Origin of the sequence: Massilia sp. TSP1-1-2, from assembly GCF_049896185.1 — a bacterium.
Taxonomy (GTDB): domain Bacteria; phylum Pseudomonadota; class Gammaproteobacteria; order Burkholderiales; family Burkholderiaceae_D; genus Telluria_A.
The window spans coordinates 47,494-71,022 of sequence record NZ_JAFCTU010000016.1 but is presented as its reverse complement, the minus strand read 5'-3'; the positions used below and the strand labels follow the sequence as shown (position 1 = coordinate 71,022).

General features: G+C 62.4%; 19 protein-coding genes. 4 read left to right on the top strand and 15 right to left on the bottom strand.

Translation table 11 applies throughout. The annotated features are described in order from the left end of the window. Positions 1-128: 128 nt before the first annotated feature. Positions 129-1,001, bottom strand: coding sequence for an acetyl-CoA carboxylase, carboxyltransferase subunit beta (gene accD / locus ACP7BV_RS15450; RefSeq protein ID WP_426105037.1), 873 nt, complete (start codon positions 999-1,001; stop codon positions 129-131). 219 nt (positions 1,002-1,220) lie between these two features. On the opposite strand from accD, the gene ACP7BV_RS15445 reads away from it, so the two are divergent. Further along, the gene (locus ACP7BV_RS15445; protein ID WP_426105036.1) at positions 1,221-1,442 is read left to right on the top strand and encodes a TIGR02450 family Trp-rich protein; all 222 of its coding nucleotides are present in this window, start codon (positions 1,221-1,223) and stop codon (positions 1,440-1,442) included. 93 nt (positions 1,443-1,535) lie between these two features. Here the strand turns inward: ACP7BV_RS15445 and trpA are convergent, their stop codons facing one another. From trpA to ACP7BV_RS15380, 13 genes are all read right to left on the bottom strand, one after another. After that, entirely contained in the window at positions 1,536-2,339 is an 804-nt protein-coding gene (trpA, locus tag ACP7BV_RS15440; RefSeq protein WP_426105035.1) for a tryptophan synthase subunit alpha, read from the bottom strand. A gap of 178 nt (positions 2,340-2,517) precedes the next feature. After that, positions 2,518-3,765: a tryptophan synthase subunit beta gene (gene trpB, locus ACP7BV_RS15435; protein WP_426105034.1), complete on the bottom strand. Its 1,248-nt coding sequence runs from the start codon at positions 3,763-3,765 to the stop codon at positions 2,518-2,520. Further along, positions 3,749-4,441 carry a phosphoribosylanthranilate isomerase gene (locus ACP7BV_RS15430; RefSeq protein WP_426105032.1) on the bottom strand — a complete coding sequence of 231 codons (693 nt, stop codon included), beginning with the start codon at positions 4,439-4,441 and terminating at the stop codon, positions 3,749-3,751. Before ACP7BV_RS15430 ends, trpB begins: the two co-directional genes overlap by 17 nt. 2 nt (positions 4,442-4,443) lie before the next feature. After that, complete coding sequence (gene truA, locus ACP7BV_RS15425; RefSeq protein ID WP_426105031.1) at positions 4,444-5,241, bottom strand: tRNA pseudouridine(38-40) synthase TruA; 798 nt, start codon at positions 5,239-5,241, stop codon at positions 4,444-4,446. Positions 5,242-5,265: 24 nt separating this feature from the next. Continuing rightward, positions 5,266-8,070: a FimV/HubP family polar landmark protein gene (locus ACP7BV_RS15420; RefSeq protein WP_426105028.1), complete on the bottom strand. Its 2,805-nt coding sequence runs from the start codon at positions 8,068-8,070 to the stop codon at positions 5,266-5,268. A 214-nt stretch (positions 8,071-8,284) separates the two neighbouring features. Further along, the gene (gene asd / locus ACP7BV_RS15415) at positions 8,285-9,412 is read right to left on the bottom strand and encodes an aspartate-semialdehyde dehydrogenase (protein ID WP_426105094.1); all 1,128 of its coding nucleotides are present in this window, start codon (positions 9,410-9,412) and stop codon (positions 8,285-8,287) included. Positions 9,413-9,599: 187 nt separating this feature from the next. Beyond that, positions 9,600-10,670, bottom strand: a complete 1,071-nt coding sequence (gene leuB, locus ACP7BV_RS15410) for a 3-isopropylmalate dehydrogenase (RefSeq protein ID WP_426105026.1) — start codon at positions 10,668-10,670, stop codon at positions 9,600-9,602. 9 nt (positions 10,671-10,679) lie between these two features. Continuing rightward, complete coding sequence (gene leuD / locus ACP7BV_RS15405; protein WP_426105024.1) at positions 10,680-11,327, bottom strand: 3-isopropylmalate dehydratase small subunit; 648 nt, start codon at positions 11,325-11,327, stop codon at positions 10,680-10,682. Between the two features lie 32 nt (positions 11,328-11,359). Next, positions 11,360-12,763 carry a 3-isopropylmalate dehydratase large subunit gene (leuC, locus tag ACP7BV_RS15400; RefSeq protein ID WP_426105023.1) on the bottom strand — a complete coding sequence of 468 codons (1,404 nt, stop codon included), beginning with the start codon at positions 12,761-12,763 and terminating at the stop codon, positions 11,360-11,362. Positions 12,764-12,936: 173 nt separating this feature from the next. Next, positions 12,937-15,018 carry a DUF805 domain-containing protein gene (locus tag ACP7BV_RS15395; protein ID WP_426105022.1) on the bottom strand — a complete coding sequence of 694 codons (2,082 nt, stop codon included), beginning with the start codon at positions 15,016-15,018 and terminating at the stop codon, positions 12,937-12,939. Between the two features lie 151 nt (positions 15,019-15,169). Beyond that, the gene (locus ACP7BV_RS15390) at positions 15,170-16,432 is read right to left on the bottom strand and encodes a hypothetical protein (protein ID WP_426105021.1); all 1,263 of its coding nucleotides are present in this window, start codon (positions 16,430-16,432) and stop codon (positions 15,170-15,172) included. 72 nt (positions 16,433-16,504) lie between these two features. Then, a complete protein-coding gene (locus ACP7BV_RS15385; RefSeq protein WP_426105020.1) occupies positions 16,505-18,481 on the bottom strand; it encodes a chemotaxis protein CheA in 1,977 nt (658 codons plus the stop codon). Continuing rightward, on the bottom strand, positions 18,481-19,335 hold the full coding sequence (locus ACP7BV_RS15380) for a protein phosphatase CheZ (protein ID WP_426105018.1): 855 nt from the start codon (positions 19,333-19,335) through the stop codon (positions 18,481-18,483). The genes ACP7BV_RS15385 and ACP7BV_RS15380 overlap by 1 nt, the downstream gene beginning before the upstream one ends. Positions 19,336-19,749: 414 nt before the next feature. Between ACP7BV_RS15380 and ACP7BV_RS15375 the strand changes: the two genes are divergently transcribed. From ACP7BV_RS15375 to ACP7BV_RS15365, 3 genes are all read left to right on the top strand, one after another. Beyond that, positions 19,750-20,214, top strand: coding sequence for a universal stress protein (locus ACP7BV_RS15375; protein WP_426105017.1), 465 nt, complete (start codon positions 19,750-19,752; stop codon positions 20,212-20,214). A gap of 226 nt (positions 20,215-20,440) precedes the next feature. Beyond that, positions 20,441-21,085 carry a response regulator gene (locus tag ACP7BV_RS15370; protein WP_426105015.1) on the top strand — a complete coding sequence of 215 codons (645 nt, stop codon included), beginning with the start codon at positions 20,441-20,443 and terminating at the stop codon, positions 21,083-21,085. 455 nt (positions 21,086-21,540) lie between these two features. Beyond that, positions 21,541-22,353, top strand: a complete 813-nt coding sequence (locus ACP7BV_RS15365) for a Crp/Fnr family transcriptional regulator (RefSeq protein WP_426105093.1) — start codon at positions 21,541-21,543, stop codon at positions 22,351-22,353. A gap of 75 nt (positions 22,354-22,428) precedes the next feature. Here the strand turns inward: ACP7BV_RS15365 and ACP7BV_RS15360 are convergent, their stop codons facing one another. Beyond that, entirely contained in the window at positions 22,429-23,487 is a 1,059-nt protein-coding gene (locus ACP7BV_RS15360; protein WP_426105013.1) for a glycine zipper 2TM domain-containing protein, read from the bottom strand. Positions 23,488-23,529 lie beyond the last annotated feature (42 nt).

The window sequence follows — 23,529 nt, the reverse complement described above, 5'->3', positions numbered from 1 at the left end:
CCGGAGGAAGATATTGGCGGCTCATGGCGCAATGCGGACTTTGTCCTTTTGCGCCCTACGGTGCATTGCTGGCCGTAGGGCGCAAAAGCGAAGCGCATTGCGCCATGCGTGCCCGGATAAAACGAATGTTATGCGATCACTTCAACAGCCTGATCCTGCAGCAGCGCCAGCAAATGCGCGATTTCGTCGCGCATCTTGCGCCGGTCCACGATCATGTCGACCGCGCCCTTGGTGACCAAAAACTCGGCGCGCTGGAAGCCTTCAGGCAGTTTTTCGCGCACGGTGTTTTCAATCACGCGCGGCCCGGCAAAGCCGATCAGCGCCTTTGGCTCGGCAATGACCACGTCGCCCATGAAAGCGAACGAGGCCGACACGCCGCCCATGGTCGGATCGGTCAGCACGCTGATGAAAGGCAGCTTTTTCTCGGACAGCTTGGTCAGCATCGCGGTCGTCTTGGCCATTTGCATCAGCGAGAGCAAGCCTTCCTGCATGCGCGCGCCGCCGGTGGCGGTGATGCAGATGAACGGCACCTTTTGCTCAAGCGCGACCTGGGCACCGCGCACGAAGCGCTCGCCGACCACGGATCCCATGGAACCGCCCATGAATTCGAATTCAAAGCAGGCCACCACGACAGGCAGGCTCATGATGGAGCCGCCAAGGACGATCAGGGCGTCGGTCTCGCCGGTCGCTTCCATTGCCGCCTTGAGGCGGTCAGGGTATTTTTTGCTGTCCTTGAACTTGAGCGTATCGACCGGCAGCGTTTCCTGGCCGATTTCGTAGCGCCCGCCTTCATCCATCAAGCCGTCAAGGCGCGCGCGCGCGCGGATGCGCATATGATGGCTGCATTTGGGGCAAACATGGAGATTTGATTCGAGGTCGGTACGGTACAGTACGGCTTCGCACGATGGGCACTTGACCCACAAGCCTTCCGGCATGGTTTTACGGGAGGCAGCGTCGGAGCGCTGGATGCGGGGGGGCAGCAGTTTTTCTAACCAACTCATACATTCTCCTTCTGCGGCGATCTTCAGTGGTCAGTAGTTTAGCCTTTTAGCACCTGCTTGTCGAACATTAGCAAGGCAAAATTGCAATTATAATAACAATACCCGCATAAAACCAAGCGAAATACGCCCCACCGGCCGGTTGGACACCATGACCGGCCAGCAGTTCACCCATTCATCCGCCGCGAACGGCTTGAGCGCACTTACGTTAAGCTTGCTGACATGAACATACTCTCCCCGAAAAAACTGCTGCGCACCAAGTGGACGGCAGTCATCCCCGACAACAAGGAAAAGCACTTTATCGTCACCGCCGTGGTGCAGGCCGACCAGCCAGACCAAACGCCGGAGTGGATCGACCTTGAAGCGGTGCACAGCGGCGTCACGCGCCGGATCGGCTGGCGCGAATTGCGCGACGCATCGCTGTGGCGTCAGGGCTGGACCTGACGCCTGCCGCTGCCGAAGCTACCGAAGCTACCGATGCTACCTGCGGCCACGACTTTCTCAATTCCCGCGTCGTAGCGCCCGTTCGGCGCCCGTTCAGCGCGCGGCATCGAGCGCACTGCGAATGCCGGCCACAAAGCTTTGGACCGCGTCGAGTACCTGTTCTTTTGGCGTCGCTTCGATTTCCTGAATGATGCGGCTGCCGATCACCACCGCGTCGGCCACGGCCGCCACCGCCGTTGCCGTGGCCGCGTCACGGATGCCAAAGCCGACGCCGATGGGAATGCTGACGTGTTCGCGGATCGCCGCCAGGCGGCGCGCCACGTCTTCGGTGTCGATGTTGCCCGCGCCCGTCACGCCCTTGAGCGACACGTAGTAACTAAAGCCGCTGCCGAACTTTGCCACCTGTGCAATGCGCTCGGGCGTCGACGTGGGCGCCAGCAGAAAGATCAGGTCAAGGTCGTTGGCGCGCATGGCGGCGGCGAATTCTTCGCATTCTTCGGGCGGGTAGTCGACGACGATGGCGCCGTCGGCGCCGGCCGCGCGCGAAGCTTTAATGAAGGCCTCGGTGCCCATGCGTTCGATCGGGTTGGCGTAGCCCATCAGGACCACCGGGGTGCTCTGGTTGGTTTCGCGGAACTGGCGCACGTATTCGAGTACGTCCTTGGTGCCGATGTTAAATTTCAGGGCGCGCTCGCAGGCGCGCTGGATGACCGGGCCTTCGGCCATGGGGTCCGAGAACGGGACGCCCAGCTCGAGGATGTCGGCGCCACCGGCGACCAGCGCGTGCATCAAGGGCACCGTCATTTCAGGGCCGGGATCGCCGGCGGTGATGAAGGTGACCAGGCCGGTTTTGTTCTGGGACGCGAGGGCGGCGAAGGTAGGAGTAATTCTGGACATATTAAGTAGCTTTCTTGATGAATGGGGAGAGATCCGTAGGGCGGAAAAGCGTCAGGGCTGGGCGCCCCCCTTTTTCGCCATGAGCCGTCGAAACGCATGGCGAAAAAGGGGGGCGCCTAGCCCTATCGCTTTTCCGCCCTACGGTTGTACGGTTGTACGGTTCGTGATCCGTCTAACTCTAGCTGAAATCAAGCCCCATTCGCTCGGCCACCGTGTGCATGTCCTTGTCGCCGCGGCCCGACAGGTTGACCAGAATGAGCTTATCCTTGGGCAGCGTGGCAGCCAATTTGGCCGCATACGCCAGCGCGTGCGACGACTCCAGCGCCGGGATGATCCCCTCGATGTGGCAGCAGTCATGAAACGCCTGCAAGGCTTCGTCATCCGTCACCGACACATACTCGGCCCGGAACGAATCCTTCAACCACGCATGCTCCGGCCCCACGCCCGGATAATCCAGGCCCGCCGACACGGAATGCGTTTCAATGATCTGCCCATTTTCATCTTGCAGCAGATAGGTGCGGTTGCCATGCAAAACCCCGGGAAAGCCCGCCGTGAGCGAGGCCGAATGCTTGCCCGACTCCAGCCCTTCGCCGGCCGCTTCCACCCCGATCAGCTTGACATTTTTTTCGTCAAGATAAGGATAAAAAATCCCCATGGCGTTCGAGCCGCCGCCGATGCAGGCCATCACGTAGTCCGGCTGGCGCCCCGCCAATTCCGGCATCTGCACCAGGCATTCTTCGCCGATCACCGACTGGAAGTCGCGCACCATCATCGGATACGGGTGCGGCCCGGCTACGGTGCCGATGATGTAGAAGGTGTTCTCGATATTGGTGACCCAGTCGCGCATCGCTTCGTTGAGCGCGTCCTTGAGCGTCTTGGACCCCGATTCGACCGGCACCACGGTGGCGCCCAGGAGCTTCATGCGGTACACGTTTTGCGCCTGGCGCTTGACGTCCTCGCTGCCCATGTAGACCACGCACTCGAGCCCGAAGCGGGCGCAGATGGTGGCCGTGGCCACGCCGTGCTGGCCGGCGCCGGTTTCGGCGATGATGCGTTGTTTGTCCATGCGGCGTGCGAGCAGCGCCTGGCCGATCACGTTGTTGATCTTGTGGGCGCCGGTATGGTTCAGGTCTTCGCGCTTGAAGAAGATTTGCGCGCCGCCCTGCTGCTCGGACCAGCGCTTGGCGTGGTAGATGGGCGAGGGGCGCCCGACGAAATGCTTCAATTCATAACGAAATTCGTCGAGAAATTCTGGGTCGTGGCTATAGCGCTCGTACGCCGCAATCAGTACAGCGAGCGCGTGGCTCAGCGTTTCGGCGACAAAGGCGCCGCCGTAGGGGCCAAAATGGCCGCGCGCGTCGGGGAACTGGTATTCGGCAGTCTTGAACAGGGGTGCGGCCGGGGCGCGCTCAGGTGCTTCTTTCATGGTGTCTCTCGCTTTTAATGATGGTGTCGGCAGCCCGCACCGCCGCGGAAAACGCGGCGATTTTACGGGCGCATTTGATGCCCTTGCTTTCTTCGACACCACTGCTGATGTCGACCGCATAGGGACGTACGCTTACCACCGCGTCAGTCGCGTTTTGTACGTCCAAGCCACCACTTAAAACGACCCGAGGCGCGAGTTCTTTTGGAATGAGAGACCAATCAAAGACCTTTCCTGCGCCACCGTAGGCATCGACATAGGTATCGAGCAAAAGGCCCGAGAACAGTCGGCTGGCGGCGCGGTACTGCAGCTCATATTCTAGCAAATCGGCGCCGCTCGTGTCGGGCCGGACGCGAAACACGCGCAGGAAGGGCCGGTTCACGGCGCCGGCGATGTCGGCGCACTGCTGCGCGGTCTCGTCGCCGTGGAACTGGAGCTGGGCAAACGGCGCTGCAGCCGCCACCAACTGCACCTCACGGGCGCTGGCGTTGACGAACAAGGCGACGGTGCTGACAAAAGGCGGCACCTCGGCCATCAGCGCGCCGGCCTGCGCGGCAGTGACGAAACGCGGGCTCTTGGGATAAAACACGAAGCCGAGTGCGTCGGCGCCTGCGGCAACGGCGGCGCGGACGTCTTCAGGGCGGGTCAGGCCGCAAATCTTGATGCGTGTGCGTAGCATGTTTAGAACCAGGGTAATGGGCTGGTCGCGTCTTGCGGCAGTCCCCACTTGGGATCGTAATCGATTTTGGCCAGGTACAGGCCGTCGGGCATGAAGGTGGGCGCGGCCTCGCCGCGGTCGCGCCCTTCGAGCACGTCGCGCAGCCAGGCCGGCGTGTGCCGCCCCTGGCCCACATATATGAGCGAACCAATCAGGTTGCGCACCATGTGGTGCAAAAAGGCGCTGGCGCGCACCGTGAAGACGATCACTTCGCCATGGCGCCTGACGTCCACCGCGTGCATCAGCTTGACCGGCGTTTTGGCCTGGCATTGCGAGGAGCGGAAGGCGGAAAAATCATGGGTGCCCACCAGGCATTGCGCCGCTTCGCGCATCAGCGCCACGTCGAGCGGGCGAAAGGTCCAGCCGGCGCGGCCCACCAGCAAGGGTGAACGTACCGGGTTGTTAAACAGGACGTAGTGATAAGTGCGCGCAAAGGCGGAAAAACGGGCGTGGAATTCATGTTCAGGCAGGACCGGCAGTTCGTGCGCCCAGCGCACCGCGATCGAGTCGGGCAAAAAGGCGTTCACGCCCCTGACCCACGACTGCTTGTCGCGCGTCAGCTCCGTGTCGAAGTGGATGACCTGTTCGAGCGCGTGGACACCGGTATCGGTGCGCCCGGCACAGGTGGTGGACAGGGCAACGCGCGCAAACTTTTCGAGCGCGATTTCGAGCCTGTCCTGCACGGTATGTTTGTCTGGCTGCTTCTGGTACCCATTCCAGGCGGTACCGTCGTACTGGACACCAAGTGCTATCCGTTTCAATGTATGTCCAGTACCTTCAGTGCGTCAGGCCAGCTTGGCGCGCATATCGTTGGCCTTGCTGATCTGCTCGCCGCTGCCGCCCTTGATCACTTCGTCGAGCAGTTCGCGCGCGCCTTCCTTGTCGCCGATTTCCTGGTAGGCGATGGCCAGATCGAGCTTGGTCTCCATCTCCATGTGCATGGCCGACAGGTCGGCCGGGCTTTGCACCAGGGTGTCGCCGAAATCAGGCAGCGTGTTGCCCGACTCCTCGTTCGGCAAATCGAGATCGATACCCGACATGTCGAACTGCGGCGCAGCCTTGGTCGTCGACAGCGGCAGCTCGAAGTTCATCGCGTCCAGGTCGAGCGCATGGTCGGCATGGGCCGGCGTCGCCACTGGCGTTGCAGAAATATTGAAAGCATTGGCCAAGTCGCCCATGCCGCTCAGGTCATCCTTGGCTGCGTATTCGGCCGTGAAGTCGTTGCTCGCCAGGTCGGTGTCGATCTCTTCCATCGCCCGCGCATGGCTCACGCTTGCCGGCACCTTGGCGGGCGTGTCGAAGTCCATGTTGAAGTCCATGTCCATCGGCGCTTCTTCCTTGGCCAGTACCGGCGCTACGGGAGCCGAACCAGGCATGGCGAAATCCATGTCGGCGATATCGTTGGTCGTACCAAGCGTCGGCGCGGCCTTGGCCATGTCGACCGGCTCAAAACTCAGGCCGCCCAGGTCAAAGTCGAGCGTATTGTCTTCCGGGGCGGCGCCCGGTGCAACCACCACCGGCGCCGGCATTGCCGTCAAGTCCAGGTCGGCGTCGGACTGCTTGTTCAGCGACACCGCCGCCACCGTTGCTGCAGCGGCGACGGGAATGATGGTGGACGGACCGGCGTTCGCGGCGCTGGCGTATAGCGGATTGAGCGGATCGATCGACAGGCCGAGCGCGGCAGCCTGCGCCCACTCGTCGCCGCTGCCCTTGCTCATGCTGTACAAGTCGGTAGCCTGGGTTTCGAACGAGCGCGCGTCCTTGCGGGCGGCGTAGATCTCGAGCAGTTTCAGGCGCACCGGATAGCGCTCGGGGTGGGTGCGCAGCGCTTCCTTGAGAATTTCCTCGGCCTGGGCATCGCGGCCGTAGGCGATGTAGACGTCGGCTTCGGCCACCGGATCGACTTCGTTGGTGTCGAGCTGGCTGGCCGATGGCGCAAAGCTGGAGTTGAACACGCTGTTGCTGGTGTCCACGCTCTGGCCGCCCGTTTCGGCGAACAGCGAATGGGCCTGGTCGGTGGGCGCGCCCAGGATCGACGGTTCGTTGGACGACTTCATGTCGCTGCCGCGGCGCTTTTTCAGGCCCAGGGCGACGGCTACCAGCAAGCCCAGGCCCGCCAGCGCGCCGATGATCATCAGGATGTTATTCAAGATCCAGTCCACGATGCCAGGCGCTTCGGCGACGTCGCTGTTCTTTTTCAGTTCGGCCGCCGGTTTCGGCTTGACCGGACTGGCGCGCGGCGGCACGGCCGGCGCAGCCGGCACAGCTACTTCTGCCGGAGCCTGCACCACTGGCGCAGGCTCGGCAACCACAGGCGCCTTGACCGTTGCTACTGGCGCCGGCGGCACCACGGTGGCCACTTTGGCCGGCACTGGCGGCGCCACCGCGACCGGCGCCTTTTGCGCTTCGGCTGCGGCGCGGTTTTTCACCACCACCAGTTTTTCCAGTTCGCTGACGTTGCGCTCGAGTTCCTTGACGCGGGCGGTGGCGTCGGCCAGTGCTTTTTCCTTGGCGATGCGCTCTTCCGCGCCGGCGGTCTTGCCGGCGTCAGCCGGTGCCGCGGCCTTCGACAGCTTGAGCTTGTCCTGCGACGCATTGGCCGCGGTCGGGCGCTCTTCGACTTTCGAGGTGATCTTGCCGCCGGTGCTCTGGCTCGCTTCCTGCGCCTTTTCGGGCGCCGCGGTGGCGACCTGGCCGGCCAGCTTGTTGCGGTAAGCGTTAAAGTCGGCGGCGTGGGCGATGACGACACCGCGCGCTTCACCGGCGTTGGTGCCTTTGATGGCCGCGCTGTCGGGAACATTGAGAATCTGGCCCGACTTCAGGCGGTTCATGTTATTGCCGTTGAAGGCATCCGGATTGGCCCGGTACAAGGCGACGAGCATCATGTCGAGCGAGACGTCAACCGGCTTCAGGTTGGCTGCGATTTTGCCCAGCGAGTCGCCCTTTTGCACCTTGTATTGGGATGCGGCGCTCGCGCCTTCGGCCGGCGCGGCGGCGCGCTCGCGCTCACGGCGCGGGGCCGGGGCCGCAGCAGGTCGAGCAGGCTCGCTTGAGGTGGCCGGCGTGGCGCGCGTGGTCGATGCACCCTGGCGCGCAGGCGTGGTGCGCGAACCTTGCGAGAGCACGTCCACGGGCGCCGCCACTTGCGGCGCCTGGGCGCTGCGCAGTTCGGCCGGATCGAGCAGGAAGGTATATTCCCGCACCAGTTTGCCACTGCTCCAGCTCAATTCAAGCAACATGTCGACGAACGGTTCGTTGACCGGCTGCGACGAGGTGATCTTGATGAACTGGCGCGACCCGCGCTGCTCGACGACAAACCGCAGCGACAGCAGCGCCGGGCTGAATTCGATGTTGGCGACGCGGAAGGCGTCCACCGGCGCGAGCTTGGCGACCAGGCCTTTCGCTTCTTCGGCGGAGACGGACGTCAGTTCAATTTCGGCGTTCAATGGCTGTCCAAGTCCGGACATCACGGTGAGCTTGCCCAGGCCGGCCGCATGGGCCGACGAGGACAGTATCACTGCGCTGGCGACCGCGCCCGACAGTGTTTTCAACGCGAACGAAGTAATCTTGGAGCGAGTGTTTAAATGCATAGTTGGGGGCATTATGAGTTGACTGGCGAGAAGGCTGATTTCTCGGAAGTCTCAACATATCATCATGCTTTAGAGCATGCAAGCTTTTGGATGATAAGTAGGGGCTAAGTGCCTGTAAACGCGCAATTTGCAGCTTTCGGTCGCGCTGGGACCACAACTTGTGGTCCCAGCGCCAGCTTGCAGAAATTACAAGAATATGGAAGGTTTTGACAAGTTACTTGTCGAGGATAATACGAAGCATGCGACGCAGCGGCTCGGCCGCGCCCCACAGCAACTGGTCGCCCACGGTGAAGGCCGACAGGTAGTCGCCGCCCATCGACATCTTGCGCAAGCGGCCTACGGGAATGGTCAGGCTGCCGGTGACGGCCGCCGGCGACAGGTCGCGCATCGACGCTTCGCGCGTGTTCGGTACCACTTTCACCCACTGGTTGTTGGCGGCGATGATGTCGTTGATTTCATCCAGGGGCACGTCTTTTTTCAGCTTGATGGTCAAGGCCTGCGAGTGGCAGCGCATCGCGCCCACGCGCACGCACAAGCCGTCGACCGGGATCTCGCTGCTGCCGAAGGCGGCGCCCAGGCCGAGGATCTTGTTGGTCTCGGCGCCGGCCTTCCATTCTTCCTTGGACTGGCCGTTGCCCAGGTCCTTGTCGATCCACGGAATCAGGTTGCCGGCCAGCGGCACGCCGAACTGGCGGGTTTCTTCAGCCGACATGCCGTGCTGAGTGGCCAGCACCGTGCGGTCGATGTCCAGGATGGCCGCGGCCGGATTGTCGAGCAGCGCCTTGACAGATTGATTGATGGTGCCAAATTGGGTGAGCAATTCGCGCATGTGCTGGGCGCCGCCGCCGGAGGCTGCCTGGTAAGTCATGGAACTGACCCAGTCGACCAGCTTGTGCTGGAACAGGCCGCCCAGGCCCATCAGCATGCACGAGACGGTGCAATTGCCGCCGATGTAGTTTTTCACGCCGCGCGTCATCGCGTTCTTGATGACGTCGAGGTTGACCGGGTCGAGCACGATGACGGCGTCGTCGTTCATGCGCAGCGTGGAGGCGGCGTCGATCCAGTAACCGTTCCAGCCGGCCGCGCGCAATTTGGGGAACACCTCGCCAGTGTAGTCGCCGCCCTGGCAGGAGATGATGATCTCGCATTTGGACAGCTCGGTAATATCGGTCGCGTCTTTCAATGTGGTTTCATTTTTCGCCATCGCCGGGGCTTTGCCGCCCGCGTTCGAGGTGGTGAAAAAAACCGGTTCAATGTGGGCAAAATCACCCTCGTCCTGCATGCGCTGCATCAGGACTGAACCGACCATACCGCGCCAACCTACCAAGCCAACTAATTTCATCATGCTCTCTCTAGTATAAAAATGTGTAGAAAACTACGTCGTCCTCGCGCATGCGAAGACCCATAGAACCGACGAGTGACAGTTTCCATTATTCGAGCTAGTCACTGTAACGCATTGATTCCAAGAGAACTATTGGCATCTTGTCTATGGGTTCCCGCGTTCGCGAGGACGATGTAACTTTTTGCTGCTAGCCGAGGGCTTTTACCACCGCGTCACCCATTTGCTCGGTGCTCACCTTGGTCGTTCCCGCTTCAAAAATATCGGCCGTGCGCAAACCTTGCGCCAGCACGCTCTTGACTGCGTTCTCGATCCGGTCCGCCTGCTCGGTTTTATTGAACGTAAATTTGAGCATCATCGCGGCCGACAGAATCGTCGCCAGCGGATTGGCAATGCCCTTGCCCGCGATATCGGGCGCCGAGCCGTGCGACGGCTCGTACAGTCCCTTGTTGTTGGCGTCAAGCGAGGCCGACGGCAGCATGCCGATCGAGCCGGTCAGCATGGCCGCGCAGTCCGACAGAATATCGCCGAACATATTGCCCGTCACGATCACGTCGAATTTTTTGGGCGCGCGCACCAGCTGCATCGCCGCGTTATCGACATACATATGTTCGAGAACCACGCCAGGATAGTCGCGGTGCACGTCGGTGACGATATCGCGCCAGAACTGGAACGTTTCAAGCACGTTGGCCTTGTCGACGCTGGTCACGCGCCCATCGCGCTTTTGCGCGGCCTGAAAGGCCACGTGCGCGATGCGGCGGATCTCGGTCTCGGCGTAGCGCATCGTGTCGAAGCCTTCGCGCTCGCCCTTGAACGGGCCGTCGGGGCACTCGCGCACGCCACGCGGCTTGCCAAAGTAGATGTCGCCGGTCAGTTCGCGGATGATCAGGATATCCAGGCCGGATACCACTTCAGGCTTGAGCGTCGAGGCGCCGGCCAGCTCGGGATACAGGATCGCCGGGCGCAGGTTGGCAAACAGCGCCAGTTCGCGGCGCAGGCCGAGGATCGCCTGTTCCGGGCGCAGTGCGCGCTCCAGGTTGTCGTACTGGTAGTCGCCCACGGCGCCGAACAGAACCGCGTCGGCCGACTTGGCCAGCGCCAGCGTGGCCGGGGGCAGCGGGTGGCCGTGCGCGGCGTAGCCGGCGCCGCCGACCTGCGCGCTTTCAAGTTCGAACTGTTCGCCAAGGACGTTCAAGACCTTGACCGCTTGCGCCATGATTTCTGGGCCAATGCCGTCGCCGGGCAGGATTGCAATTTTCATGTGGTTCTTTTAAATGACGTTGGCCAGCCACGGCTGGGCGGCCAGGTGGCGCTCTTCAAAGGCGCGGATCTCGTCGGCGTGACGCAGCGTCAGGCCAATGTCGTCCAGGCCATTGATCAGGCAGTATTTGCGGAATTGGTCGATGTCGAACTGGTACGACAGCGAGCCGTTGCTGGTGGCGATGCGCTGCTGCTCCAGATCGACCACGAGGCGAAAGCCGGGAAAGGCTTTGACTTCATTGAACAAGTGATCGATCTGCGACTCCGGCAACACGATCGGCAGCAGGCCGCTCTTGTAGCAGTTGTTAAAGAAGATGTCGGCGAAGCTGGGCGCGATGATGGCGCGAAATCCGTACTGGTCGAGCGCCCACGGCGCGTGTTCGCGCGACGAGCCACAGCCGAAATTTTTACGCGTCAGCAGGATCGAAGCGCCCTGGTAGCGCGCCTCGTTCAACACGAAGCCGGGATTGAGAGGGCGACCGCTGTTGTCCTTGCCCGGCTCGCCGTGATCAAGATAGCGCCACTCGTCGAACAGATTGGGCCCGAAACCGGTGCGGTGGATCGACTTGAGGAACTGCTTGGGGATGATGGCGTCGGTGTCGACGTTGGCGCGGTCGAGCGGCGCCACCAAGCCTTCGTATATCGTGAATTTTTCCATGAGCTGTATAAGTAATTGATCCGCGTAGATGGTCAGCGCAGCGCGCGCACGTCGACAAAGTGGCCGCTGATGCCGGCCGCCGCCGCCATTGCCGGCGAGACCAGGTGGGTGCGCCCGCCCTGCCCCTGCCGGCCCTCGAAGTTGCGGTTCGAGGTGGAGGCGCAGCGTTCGCCAGGTTCGAGCCGGTCGGCGTTCATGGCCAGGCACATCGAGCAGCCCGGCTCGCGCCATTCAAAGCCGGCATCGCGGAAAATCTTGTCCAGCCCTTCGCGCTCGGCCTGGTCCTTGACCAAGCCGGAACCCGGCACCACCAGCGCCAGGCGCACGTTCGAGGCGCGGTGCTTGCCGCGCACGACCGCTGCAGCCGCGCGCAAATCCTCGATGCGCGAATTGGTGCATGAACCGATGAAGACCTTGTCGATGCGGATGTCGGCGATCGGCATGTTCGGCTGCAGGTTCATGTAGACCAGCGCCTTTTCCATCGCGTCGCGCCGCACGGCGTCCTTTTCCTGGTCCGGGTCGGGCACCCGCCCGTCGATCGACGTGACCATTTCGGGCGAGGTGCCCCAGGTGACCTGCGGCTTGACTTCCAGCGCGTTGAGGGTAACGACCATGTCGAACTGGGCGCCGGCGTCCGAATGCAGCGTGCGCCAGTAATCCACGGCGCGGTCCCAGTGCGGCCCGGCCGGCGAATACGGCCGGCCTTTGACGTAATTGATGGTGGTCTCGTCCACGGCGACCATGCCCGCGCGCGCGCCCGCCTCGATCGCCATGTTACAGACCGTCATGCGCCCTTCCATCGACAGCGAACGGATGGTCGAGCCGCCAAATTCGATGGCGTAGCCGGTGCCGCCGGCGGTGCCGATTTTTCCGATCACGGCCAGCACAATGTCCTTGGCGGTCACGCCGAACGGCAACGCGCCGTCGATCTGCACCAGCATGGACTTGGATTTTTTGGCCAGCAGCGTTTGCGTGGCCAGCACGTGTTCCACTTCGGAGGTGCCGATGCCGTGCGCCAGGCAGCCGAAAGCGCCGTGGGTGGAGGTGTGCGAGTCGCCGCAGACGACCGTCATGCCGGGCAGCGTGGCGCCCTGTTCGGGCCCGATCACGTGCACGATGCCCTGGCGCTTGTCGTTCATGTTGAAGTACGTCAGGCCGTAGCTTTTCGCGTTCGCGTCCAGCGTTTCAACCTGCAGGCGCGAGGTAGGATCGGCAATGCCGTCCTTGCGGTCGGTGGTGGGCACGTTGTGGTCGGCCACGGCCAGGTTGGCCGAGGTGCGCCACAGCGAGCGCTTCGCTTCGCGCAGGCCGTCAAACGCCTGCGGGCTGGTTACTTCATGGACCAAGTGGCGGTCGATATACAGCACGGTGGTGCCGTCGTCGTCGGCGCGCACCACGTGCGATTCCCAGAGTTTGTCGTACAGCGTTTTTATCATGATAGTTGGTGTCAGGCGAAGGCAATAATCGAGTACCGCATTTGATTATGCCATAATTGTGCACTGCGGTAGTACCTGCACCATGTTGATACTTTCGTTCCTTTTGATACGCTTTGACAGAAGTTTGTTCACTGGATGTATCACGTCAACAAACGAACGGTCATTTTCTTTCTTTAGTTCAATTTGAACGATGCCAGGAAAGCGTCCGTGGCGGCCGCTCCCTTGGCCGCGTCCGGCACCTCGATGCTGACCATGTAAAAATGCGTGCCGACCACCGCAAAGCGGGCCGCGCGCAGGCCGCCGCCCGGTGTGCCGATTTTGACCTGACGGCCTGTGGCGCCCTTGAGCAGGGTGGGCGTCGCTTCCATGAGCGTGCCATCCTTGGCCATCACCGAGCGCTGCATCGCGTCCATGACATCGAAGCGATTGTCGGGCATGCGGTCGTGATAGTCGATCGACTGCACCGTATAGACGTTGCCGCCAGCGGCCAGCTGGTACTGGTGCAGCTCGACCTCGCCCAATTGCTGGACCATGGCCGCCGGCAAGGCGACCTTCACGGGCACGCCGGGCAGCGCGACCGTAAATGGGTTGCCGGGCGGTGAAAACGGTACGCTGGCCTTGGCAGCAGCGGCGCTGCCGCGCGGGACGGGAAACGGCAGGCGGTTGTTGTACTTGCCCGAACTGGCCGCCCCAATCTGGCCGAACTGCAGCAGGATGAACAGCGTCGCGCCGACATTGACGAGCGTGGAGTTGGGGCCGGGCTGTTCGCCGTAGTCGTTCTCGCCATCGGTGCCGGGAATGAAGCAGTAAATGACCATCGACGCAATCCAGAAAACGACGAACAGCACGCCAAGCATGATCCAGTTTTGCAGCACGCCGCCGAGCAGCATCAGGGCGAAGGCGCCGGCCAGCCATTTGCCGCTCAGGTTCACGTCGTGCATGCGCAGCACCATCAGGCGCACCGAAAACCAGATGCAGGCCGGCACGCCGGCCACCAGCAAGGTCAGACCGAGCGCCTTGCTGGCCGGGACCAGCACCGCGGCAATGATGCCGACCACGGCCAGCGAGAGCATCACCGGAAACGAATAAGCGAGCACGCGCATGCGCCCCATGCGCCCGGCCAGCGAAAAGCCAAACATAGGCGGCGTTTCGGCCTCTTCCCAGTCGCCGCCAATGCCGCCCAGGCTGGCCGGCGGACTGTACACGCTGGCCGCGCTGGCATTCATGTCGACCCGGCCGAGCAGCCACTTCCACAGTGCGCGCTGCTCTTCAAATGCGCCGGCCGGCGCGCGCACGGTGATCGACGCGAGCACGCCGTCGGTCCAGATGCAGGCGACCAGATAGCGGCTCTCGCAGGCGTCGCCGGGAAAGGTGCCGGTAAATTCGGTCGCCATGCCCGTCACGCGGCCGCGCCAAAGTTCGCCTTCAAATGGGTAGGATTCGCCATCCTGGGTCAGGTATCGCATTTCCTGGCGCACCAGCGCCAGACGCATCTCGAGCCACTGCGCCATCGACAGGTTGGGGCGGTGAAAGCCGCTTGCCTCGACCGTGCAGGCGTGTTCGGTGCCGGTGAAGCGCAGGCCGGTGGCGGTGGCGCTCTCTTGCCAGCTGGCCGGCACAAAAAACTCGAGGCCGATTTTCGGCATCGTCACATTGCGCGGCTTGAGGGCGGCCACGTCCAGCACGCCGACCTGGTTGCGCGTGACGGGCGACGACTGCGGCGCTGCCTTGGCCAGCGTCAGGGTCGCTGCGGCCGGGGCCAGGGGCGCCAGGGTTGGAGCCGGAGCCGGAGCGGAATCCGGAGCTGAGGCCGGAGCCGGCAAACTACCTTGCTCGAGCGAAGGGAAGCTCGCCGCAGCCGGCTGCGCCTTTTCGGCGGCGCGCGCCCGGGCCGCTTCAATGCCTTTTCTGAGCCAGTCGACGCGGTCGCGGGCGATGGCAAAGACGCCTTCGCTGAGCGCAACCAGGATGCCCGCCTCGGCCTGCAAGCGGCGCACCACTTCGGCGCCCGACAAGGTCACCAGCGTATTGCCGCCGCCGACAACGAGACGCTCGCGCTGCTCTGAAATGCGGACCGCGATGTTGCCGTCGGCGTCGGCGTCTGCCAGCTGCAGCGTGAAGTTTTTCGGGTTGCCGTCGGCCGAGCGCACGATCGCCACAAAGAACCTGGTGTTGACAAATTTTTTCCACGCTTGCGTGGTGGAGCCTGCAGCCTGCGCCGCTGCCAGGACTTGTTCAAATGTTTCCGACGACATTACTTAACAACCTTCAATTATAGTTTTCAAATTGCAAAAAAAATACATGGCGATATTGCCATGTATTGAATAGCAATACAATCATAAAGTTGTTCGAAATTAATTTAGCAGCTGTCGGCCGCGCATGCCGCGCGGCGAGCCGGTCAACGTGTCAGTTGAGCTTGAAGGAATCGAGGAAAGCGTCGATCTCGGGCCCCGACTTCTGGCCATTGGCCGCCACCACCGCGACCATGCAAAATTTGCTGCCGCTAAAGGCAAAGCGCGCGGCGCGCACCGCCCCGTTGGCGAGTTGCACGCGCACTTCGCGCCCGGCCGCACTGCGCAGCGAGACCGGCCTGGCCTTGATCAGCGTGCCATCCTGGCCGACGATCGAGCGTTGCATGCCATCCATCGCCACGACCAGGTCGTCGGGCACGCGAGCGCCGTAATCGGTCGACTGCATGGTGTAGATGCGCTCGCCGATGGCCAGCTTGTACTGGTGCATGCGCAAGTCGCCCATCTGCTGGACCTGGTCGGGCGAGAGCTCCAGCTCTTCCGGCATGCCGGGCACATTGACGGTGAAGCTGTTGTCGACCGGGGAAAACGGTACGCCAGGGGCCAGTGGGGCGCTCGGCACCACGACGACAGGCGCGGCGGCAGGCGGCGGCACTGTCGCAGCGGGCGCGCGCGCGCTTGGCGCCATCTCGGTATCGGAGGCGCCTACACCGCCAAGCACCAGGTAAATGACGGCCGCGATGCCGACGGCGATCACGCTCAGCATGGCCGGCATGGAGGTGGCAAACGCGCGTGCGCCCGACGCACTCTTGCCGGCGGGCGCGGCGGCGCCATCATTCCATTGCGACGGCTCAAAAAACTCCAGGCCCGTCTTGGCCTGCTTGGGCACATGCAACGCGGCCAGCGCTTCCAGGGAACGGCGCACCGGCGCTGGCGCCGGCACCGTAACCGGGGCAGCGCTGCCGACCAGCTGCGCTGCCTGGACCGACAACACCGGCAGCGGCGCGGCCGGAGCGGCCGCCTGCAAGCGCTTGCGGGTGGCCACGCGCGCCTGCGTCACTTGTATACCGCTTTGCAACCAAGCGACGCGCTTCCTGGACACCGTAAATACGCCGTCGCTCAGTTCGACCAGGATGGCGCCCTGGTCGCCTAGCCGGCGCACGATATCGGCCCCGGAGACGGCGACTACGCCATCGCCCTGGTGCTGGTCGATCCGGTCGCGCACTTCGGCAATGATGACGACCGGCTTGCCGTCGCCCGGATTGCGTGACATCGACAGCAAAAAATTTTTCGGGTCCTCATCCGGCGAGCGCAGGATGGCAACGAAAAACTTGGTCTTGATGAATTTCTTCCAGGCGGGCGTCAGCGATCCGGCAAGCTGCGCCGCCTTCAGAACCGGCTCGAACGTTTCAAGCAGCATGACTGTCAGCCTTCACAAAAGCGGGAAGGAATGGTTGCCACCGCACCGGGCAACAGCGCGGCGGCGCAAGATTCAGGCGGCAACCTTCAAGTTACCGCGGCAACCGTCCATCAGGAACGACAATCCTACCACCAGCACCAGCTCGCCCTCGGCCGAGCGCGCCGTGCCGGTGATGCCGTCGACCGTGATGGCGGTCATCGGCTTGATCACCAGGTCGGCCGTGCCGTCGACCGCAGCGACCGCCAGGATGTAGGGCTGGGGCGCAGCGACCACGATGCCCACTTTCTCCAGGCATGCATCGTAGCCGAGCGCGCCGGCCAGCGAACGCACCGGCAGCGGACGGCCCTGGTCTTTCAAGACCGGGGCGCCGCCCACATTCATGAAGCTGTCGGGCAACTCCACCACGCGCTGGACGACAGCCATCGGCAGCGCCAGCATTGCGCCCGAGGTCGACACCAGCATCGTTGGCACGATCGACAATTCGATCGGCAATCGGATGGCAAACTTGGTGCCGTGCCCGAGCGAAGACTCGATATGGATCGCGCCGCGGTTTTTTTCGACCGCAGTCTTGACCACGTCCATGCCGACCCCGCGTCCGGAAACGGAGGACGCCACATCCTTGGTCGAAAAGCCCGGCAAAAATACCAACTGATAAGCTTCCTCGTCGCTTTGGGCGCCGGATTCGTTGATCAAACCCTTTTCGATGGCTTTTTTGCGCAGGCGCACCGGATCCATGCCCTTGCCGTCGTCTTGCAGCACGATCATCACGCTGTTGGCTTCTTGCCAGGCCTTGAGCGAAATGAAGGCCTTGGCCGGCTTGCCGGCCGCGAGCCGGTCTTCGGGCGACTCCACGCCATGGTCCAGCGCGTTGCGCAACATGTGCACCAAGGGATCGTACAGGCTGTCGACGACGACGCGGTCCACTTCCGTTTCCGCCCCTTCAATGGTCAATTCGACATCCTTGCCCAGGTCCTTGGCCAGCTCGCGCACCAGGCGCGGAAACTTCTGGAACAAGCGCCCTACCGGCTGCATGCGGGTCGCCAGTGTGGCGCGCTGCAGCTCGGCCGAATAGCGCGAGGCGCGCTCGAGCGTTTCGCTCAGCGTTGCCATCAGCGTGGCGGCCACGCCTTCAAACTTGAACTGCAGCAGGCGCTCTAACAGTACGGCCGCCTGATTGGCAGCTTGCACGGATTCGCCCGCCACTTCCAGCAGCGCGTCGAGCTTGACGGCGTCGACGCGGATGCTGTCTTCCTTGACGGGTGCCGAGGCGGCCCGGAATTCCTGGACCTTCTCGTCGCGACGCTCCTGGCCGTCCCAGCCGGCCGGCTTGGCTTGGGCCGCTGCCCCGGCGCTTGGGGCGTGAGCCGGCGCATGGGTTGACCCCGTAGTTGGACCCGTAGTTGGGCCGGTAGTTGAGCCGGTAGTTGAGCCGATAGTTGAGCCGATAGTTGGGCCGCCGCTTGGCGCAGGCGCAGCGGATGCGGCAGCGTGCCTGTTGGCCGGAGTGTAGGTGCCCGGTGGCACCACCGCCATGAACATTGCTTCCCAGTCGAGGCCGTCAGCGCCGACCGAGGTGACCGGTAGTGCTTGCGCCACCGGCATTGCTGGCATCGCCGGCGTTGCCTGTTGGGCGGCCGGCAGCGGCGCCGCGGGTGCGGAAACGGTATTGCCTTCGATGGCGTTGACCAAAATGCGTTCCAGCGAATCGGGCATCGACGCCAGCTGCTCGGGCAAGGCGCCGTTCGACAGGTCGGTCAACTGGTCGGCCACGAAACCGGACGCCTGCAGCGCCGCCTCGATCGCGATCGGCGTTACCGGCGCGGCGCCCGTGCGCAAGGCGTCAAACAGGTTTTCGGTCAGGTGGCAAGCGGCCACCAGCGCCGGCAGGTTCATGAACCCGGCGCCGCCCTTAATGGTATGGAAAGAGCGGAACACCGCGTTCAGCGTTTCCTTGTTGTTCGGGTCACGCTCGAGGCGCAGCAAGTGCTCTTCTACGTTGACTGCAAGATCCATCGCCTCGACGACGAAATCCTTGAGCATATCGTCCATTAGAATCCCAGATCAGCTAAAAGATCGTCAACATTGTCCTGGTCGAGCGCCACCGACGGCAGCGCGGGACCTTGCATCAGGGCAGGCTTGGCTTGCAATTTGTCGCGTACGGCCGGTGGTGCATTGTCGCGCAGCAGCTGGGCCAGTTCGTGCTCGACCGTCTTGGTGATCGTGACCACCTTCTTGATCAGCTGGCCGGTGATGTCCTGGAAGTCCTGGGCCATCATGATGTCGAGCAAACGCGCTTTTTCGGCCTCGGTCGCTTCCGTCACCGCTTGCGCAAAGGAGCGCGCATCGCCCGCCAGGGTTTTGAATTCGTCAATGCTCAGCTTGCCGGCAAACAGGTCGGCCCAGCGCGCTTCCATCGCTTTCGACTTTTTCGACAGCACGTCCTGGGCCGGCATGCCTTCGTCGAGCGTGTTGAGCACTTTGTTGGCGGCCTGTTCGGTCAGGCTGGCGACGTATTCCAGGCGGTCCTGGGCGTCGGTGATCTGGCTCGACGCTTCATTGAGCGCCTTGTCGTAGCCCAGTTCGCGCAGCGAATCGTGCAGCAGGCGCACAATGCCGCCCAGGCGCTCGAACATCGGCTTGTCGGCGGCGTTGACCTCGGCGCCGTCGGCGTGCGCGGCCGATTCAGCTGCGACAGCAGGTTCGGCTGCGGCCGGTGTCGGGGCGGGCGCGGAAGGCGCCACGGCCACCAGTTGCGGATGGGCAGCGGCGACCTGGTCAAACAGGGCGTCCATGTCATCTTCGGCGCTGGCGGGCGCGGCGGCCGGTTGCGCTGCAATTGCGGTATCTCGTTGCGCAGACACTTCATCGAACAGTGCGTCGAAATCATCAGCGGCGTCGGTCATATCCCTGCTTCTCCATAATATTAAATGTCGCGGTGGTCCAGAATGATTTGTGCCTTGCGAGTTTTTGGCAGAGCATGACCCGTGGCAACTTTTTGCCGCGTTCATGCGAGTGTAGCAGTGCTATGCGGCTGCGGTAAATCACTGTGCGGTCCCGGCCCCCTAATCAGGTCAGAAACTTGTGAGCACGACAAGCAAAATGTGTCTTTGCGGTCAAAATGGCGTCAACATCTGTTGTATTTCGTAATCGTACCATCGCGACGTCGGGAATTTTGGCGCGCCTGAGTAATAAATTTCGCCCCTGCACGCGCTGTTTCTCAAGACGGAGTTTGATCCGTATCAAACGTTTGCGCTCTATCAATAGTCAGAAACCCTGGAAAACGGGAAAATGTACCTAAACTCTGGGAGAAATGCAGCATGTACCAAAAAATTCTGATTACCACGGATGGCTCGGCAGTCTCGCGTCACACCGCGTGCGCGGGGGTGGAGTTTGCCCGCCAGATGGGCGCGCAGGTGCTGGTGCTGTATGTGGCGCCTTCGTACCAGTACCCCGTGTATGTCGAGATCGTGCCGCCGGCCTATCCCAGCGAGGAAGACTACATAGCCCACATGCGCCGCGTGGGCGACGAGCACACGGGCGCGGTGGTGCAGGCGGCGCGCAAGGCCGGCCTGGTTGCCGACGCCATGACGGCGTTCGCCGATTCGGCCGGCCTCAAGATCGACGAGATTGCCGACAGCGAACGCTGCGACCTGATCTTCATTGGTTCGCACGGGCGTAGCGGCTGGGGACAGCTGTTGCTCGGCAGCGTCACCAACAAGGTCCTCTCGCACACGACCAAACCGGTGCTGGTGCACCGCTTGATCAGCGAACCGGGCAGCTAAGCGGGCAGCTAGCGGGCAGCTAAGCGGGCAGCTAGCGGGCAGCTAAGCGGGCAGCTAGCGGGCAGTTAAGCGGGCAGCTAGCGGGCAGCTAAGCGGGCAGCTTGGCGTCATAACTGTTGCGTTGCTGCCAATTCCACCGTAGGCTACGGGTGTACTTACATTTTTACAAGTTAGTAACTAACAACCGGTAATAATCGGATACTCCACACTGCCAGATTGCCCACTTATGATACGAATAGTAGTTGCCGACGACCACACGATCATGCGCGAAGGCCTCAAACGCATTCTCGACGGCGCACTCGATATCGACATCGTGGGCGAAGCCACCAATGGGTTCGAAGTGCTCTCGCACGTGCGCCAGGGCGGCTTCGACCTGCTGCTGCTGGACTTGTCGATGCCCGGGCGCAGCGGCGTCGACCTGATTCGCCAGATCAAGAGCGAAGCGCCCAAGCTGGCCATCCTGATCCTCACCATGCACGAGGAAGAGCAATACGCGGTGCGCGCGATCCGCGCCGGCGCCCAGGGCTACCTGACCAAGGAGAGCGCGGGCACGCAACTGGTGGGCGCGATCCGCAAGGTCGCCTCCGGGCGCCCGTACATCAGCACCGAAGTGGCCGAACAGCTTGCGCTGAACATCATGACGCCCAACGAGCAACTATTGCACAAGCAATTGTCCGACCGCGAATTCGAAGTTTTCTCCCTGCTCGTGGGCGGCAAGTCGATCACCGAAATCGCCAACGGCCTGCACTTGTCCGTCAAGACGGTCAGCACCCACAAGACGCGCATCATGCAAAAAATGGGCATGACCTCGCTGTCCGAAATGGTCCAGTACGCGGTGGCGCACCGTTTGCTTTCCCCATTTCGTTCATGAAGCAAAGCGAAGATTTTTAGACAACATCCGTGCAATTTCGTGCGGACAAACGTCAATCGAATGCTTTCGCCAGGTATTTGCCAAGCGTTTTTCCGCCACGCCGTTCCGCCCCCTCCCCCTATGACAATGCCAACGTTTGTTAGGATTCATCCTACAAAGGCCCGCCATATCCTACTCCCAGATTCAGCCGTCGCTGATATCAATACCGGACTCGAGTTGGCATACTAAATCCAACGATTCGGGCTTTCCTGCGGTTCACTTTCAACGACGCAAGCTATCCCAGCCGTGCTGTTCCATCACTTTCAAAGCTCCGGTCGCGGCATCACAGATCGTTGTTTTAGCCCGTGATTGCCGCAGCTTGAACCTAAAAGTTTTTTCACCTGGAGATGAGCATGCTGTCCACGCCAACGTCAGATAACCGTACCAACCCCTCGTCGACCCTGCATTCCTCACCCATGGAAGCCGGTCGCCAGCGTCAAGGCCGCCTCTGGTCCAACCTCAAGGAAGTGTGCGACTTGCTGCACATTACCGCCGCCGTGTCCGTTAACAGCGAAGAATTGCTGTTCCAGCATGTGCAGTTCAAGACGGGGCAGCGCGTGCACACCATCGGCCAAGCCTTCGATACGCTGTACATCGTCAACTCGGGCTTTCTCAAAACCGTCCTGATCGACGAATTCGGCAACGAGCAGGTGCTCAGCTTTCCCATGAAGGGCGACATGCTCGGCGTCGACGGCATTCACACCCGTCATTACGCCTCGGAAGCGGTCGCGCTGTCCGATTGCGACTTGATCTTGCTGCCATTCAAAAAACTGACCGCGCTCGGCCGCGTGCACCTGGAACTGGAAAACGTCATGTACGGCGTCATGAGCCGCGAACTGGTGCGCGAACAAGCCATGATCGGCATGCTCGGCGCCCTGTCGGCCGAAGCGCGCGTGGCCCGTTTCCTGGTCTCGCTGGCCGACCGTTTCGCTGCCATGGGTTACTCGAGCAAGCTGTTCAACCTGCGCATGACCCGTCACGAAATCGGCAGCTACCTGGGCTTGACGCTAGAAACGGTGAGCCGCACGCTGTCGGCTTTTAACGAAATCGGCCTGATCACCGTCGACCAGCGCACCATCGGCATCAAGGACGCCGAAGCGCTCAAGACGCTGCGTCGCCTGCCGCCTTCCCGTTCGCGCGCCAAGGCAACGGCGAATGCCGCCGCCAAGGCCAAGGCCGAGGCCGAAGCGGCAGCCGGCAACGACCAGTCACTGGCAACGACGATTTGACCCCAGTGCTCAAACAAAAACGGCGCCCCAAAGGGCGCCGTTTTTTATTCAAGCGACAGAATTGGCAGATCGCGCTTAGCCCGGATCGCGGGCCAGTACGCCGTTGTTAACCTTGACCTTTTCGCCTACGCGCAGACCAGGGTCCTGCTCATACGTCACCGTCTGGGTACCGGCATTGGCGAAACGGACCACGACTTCGTAATGCTGGGTACGCTTGGCATTACGCTCGATGTTGCGGCCGATATACGCGCCGCCCAGTGCGCCGGCGATTTGCGCCGCCGTTTTGCCTTTGCCGTCGCCGATCTGGCTGCCGATTGCCGCGCCGATCACGCCGCCGCCGATGGTGCCGAGGTAGCTGCCGTCGCCATCCACCTGCACCACGTTGACCGTTTCAACCACCGCGCAATTGCCGCAATAGCGCGGCACGGCCGTGACCGTCATCGGCGTCGTGCTTGCCAGCAGCAGTGGTTTGTTCAGCTTGCTTGTCGCGACACGGTTGCCGACGCGCAAATTGGCCGTCACGACACTGTTCGACGCGATGCGGTCGGTGCGGCGGATGATGTATTCGCCGGCATACTCGCCCGGCTTAACTTCCGGCAAGAAGAACACGCCCTTGGCGCCTTCGATCGCCATGTCGACCTTGGCGCCCGGGGTGCCGTAGACCATGAAGTTCAGTTCATTACCCGGCGTGAGCTGGGTGTCGCCGCGCACGTCGAAACGCTCGATGCGCGGGGCGCCGTCATTGGTGGCGTACTGACCGCGGTCGTTGCGGCGCTCGCCAGGGCCGCGCTGGACCGACTCAGCCAGCACGCCGCTGGTGACAAGATTACCCACGCGCAGGTTGGCCGTGACCTGGCTGTCGGCCGTAATGCGGTCGCGGCTGCTGATGGTGTAGGTGCCTTCGTATTCGCCCGGATCCACTTCGGTCAGGTTCAGATTGCGCGTAGCGCCCTTGATGTTCAGGCTGGCGCGCCCGCCGGGCGTGCCGTACAGCTTGAAGCTCAGTTCGGCGCCCGGCACCAGGCGGCGCACTTCGTCGACTTCAAAGCCGCGGATGCGCGGCGCGCTCACGGTGGTGGCAGTCTGGTATTGCTGCGCTTGCGCAGGCGCGCTGACGAGCGAGATGGAAAACATCGGAACAACGGCCATCAGCCCGGTGAATAGTTTTTGTGAGGT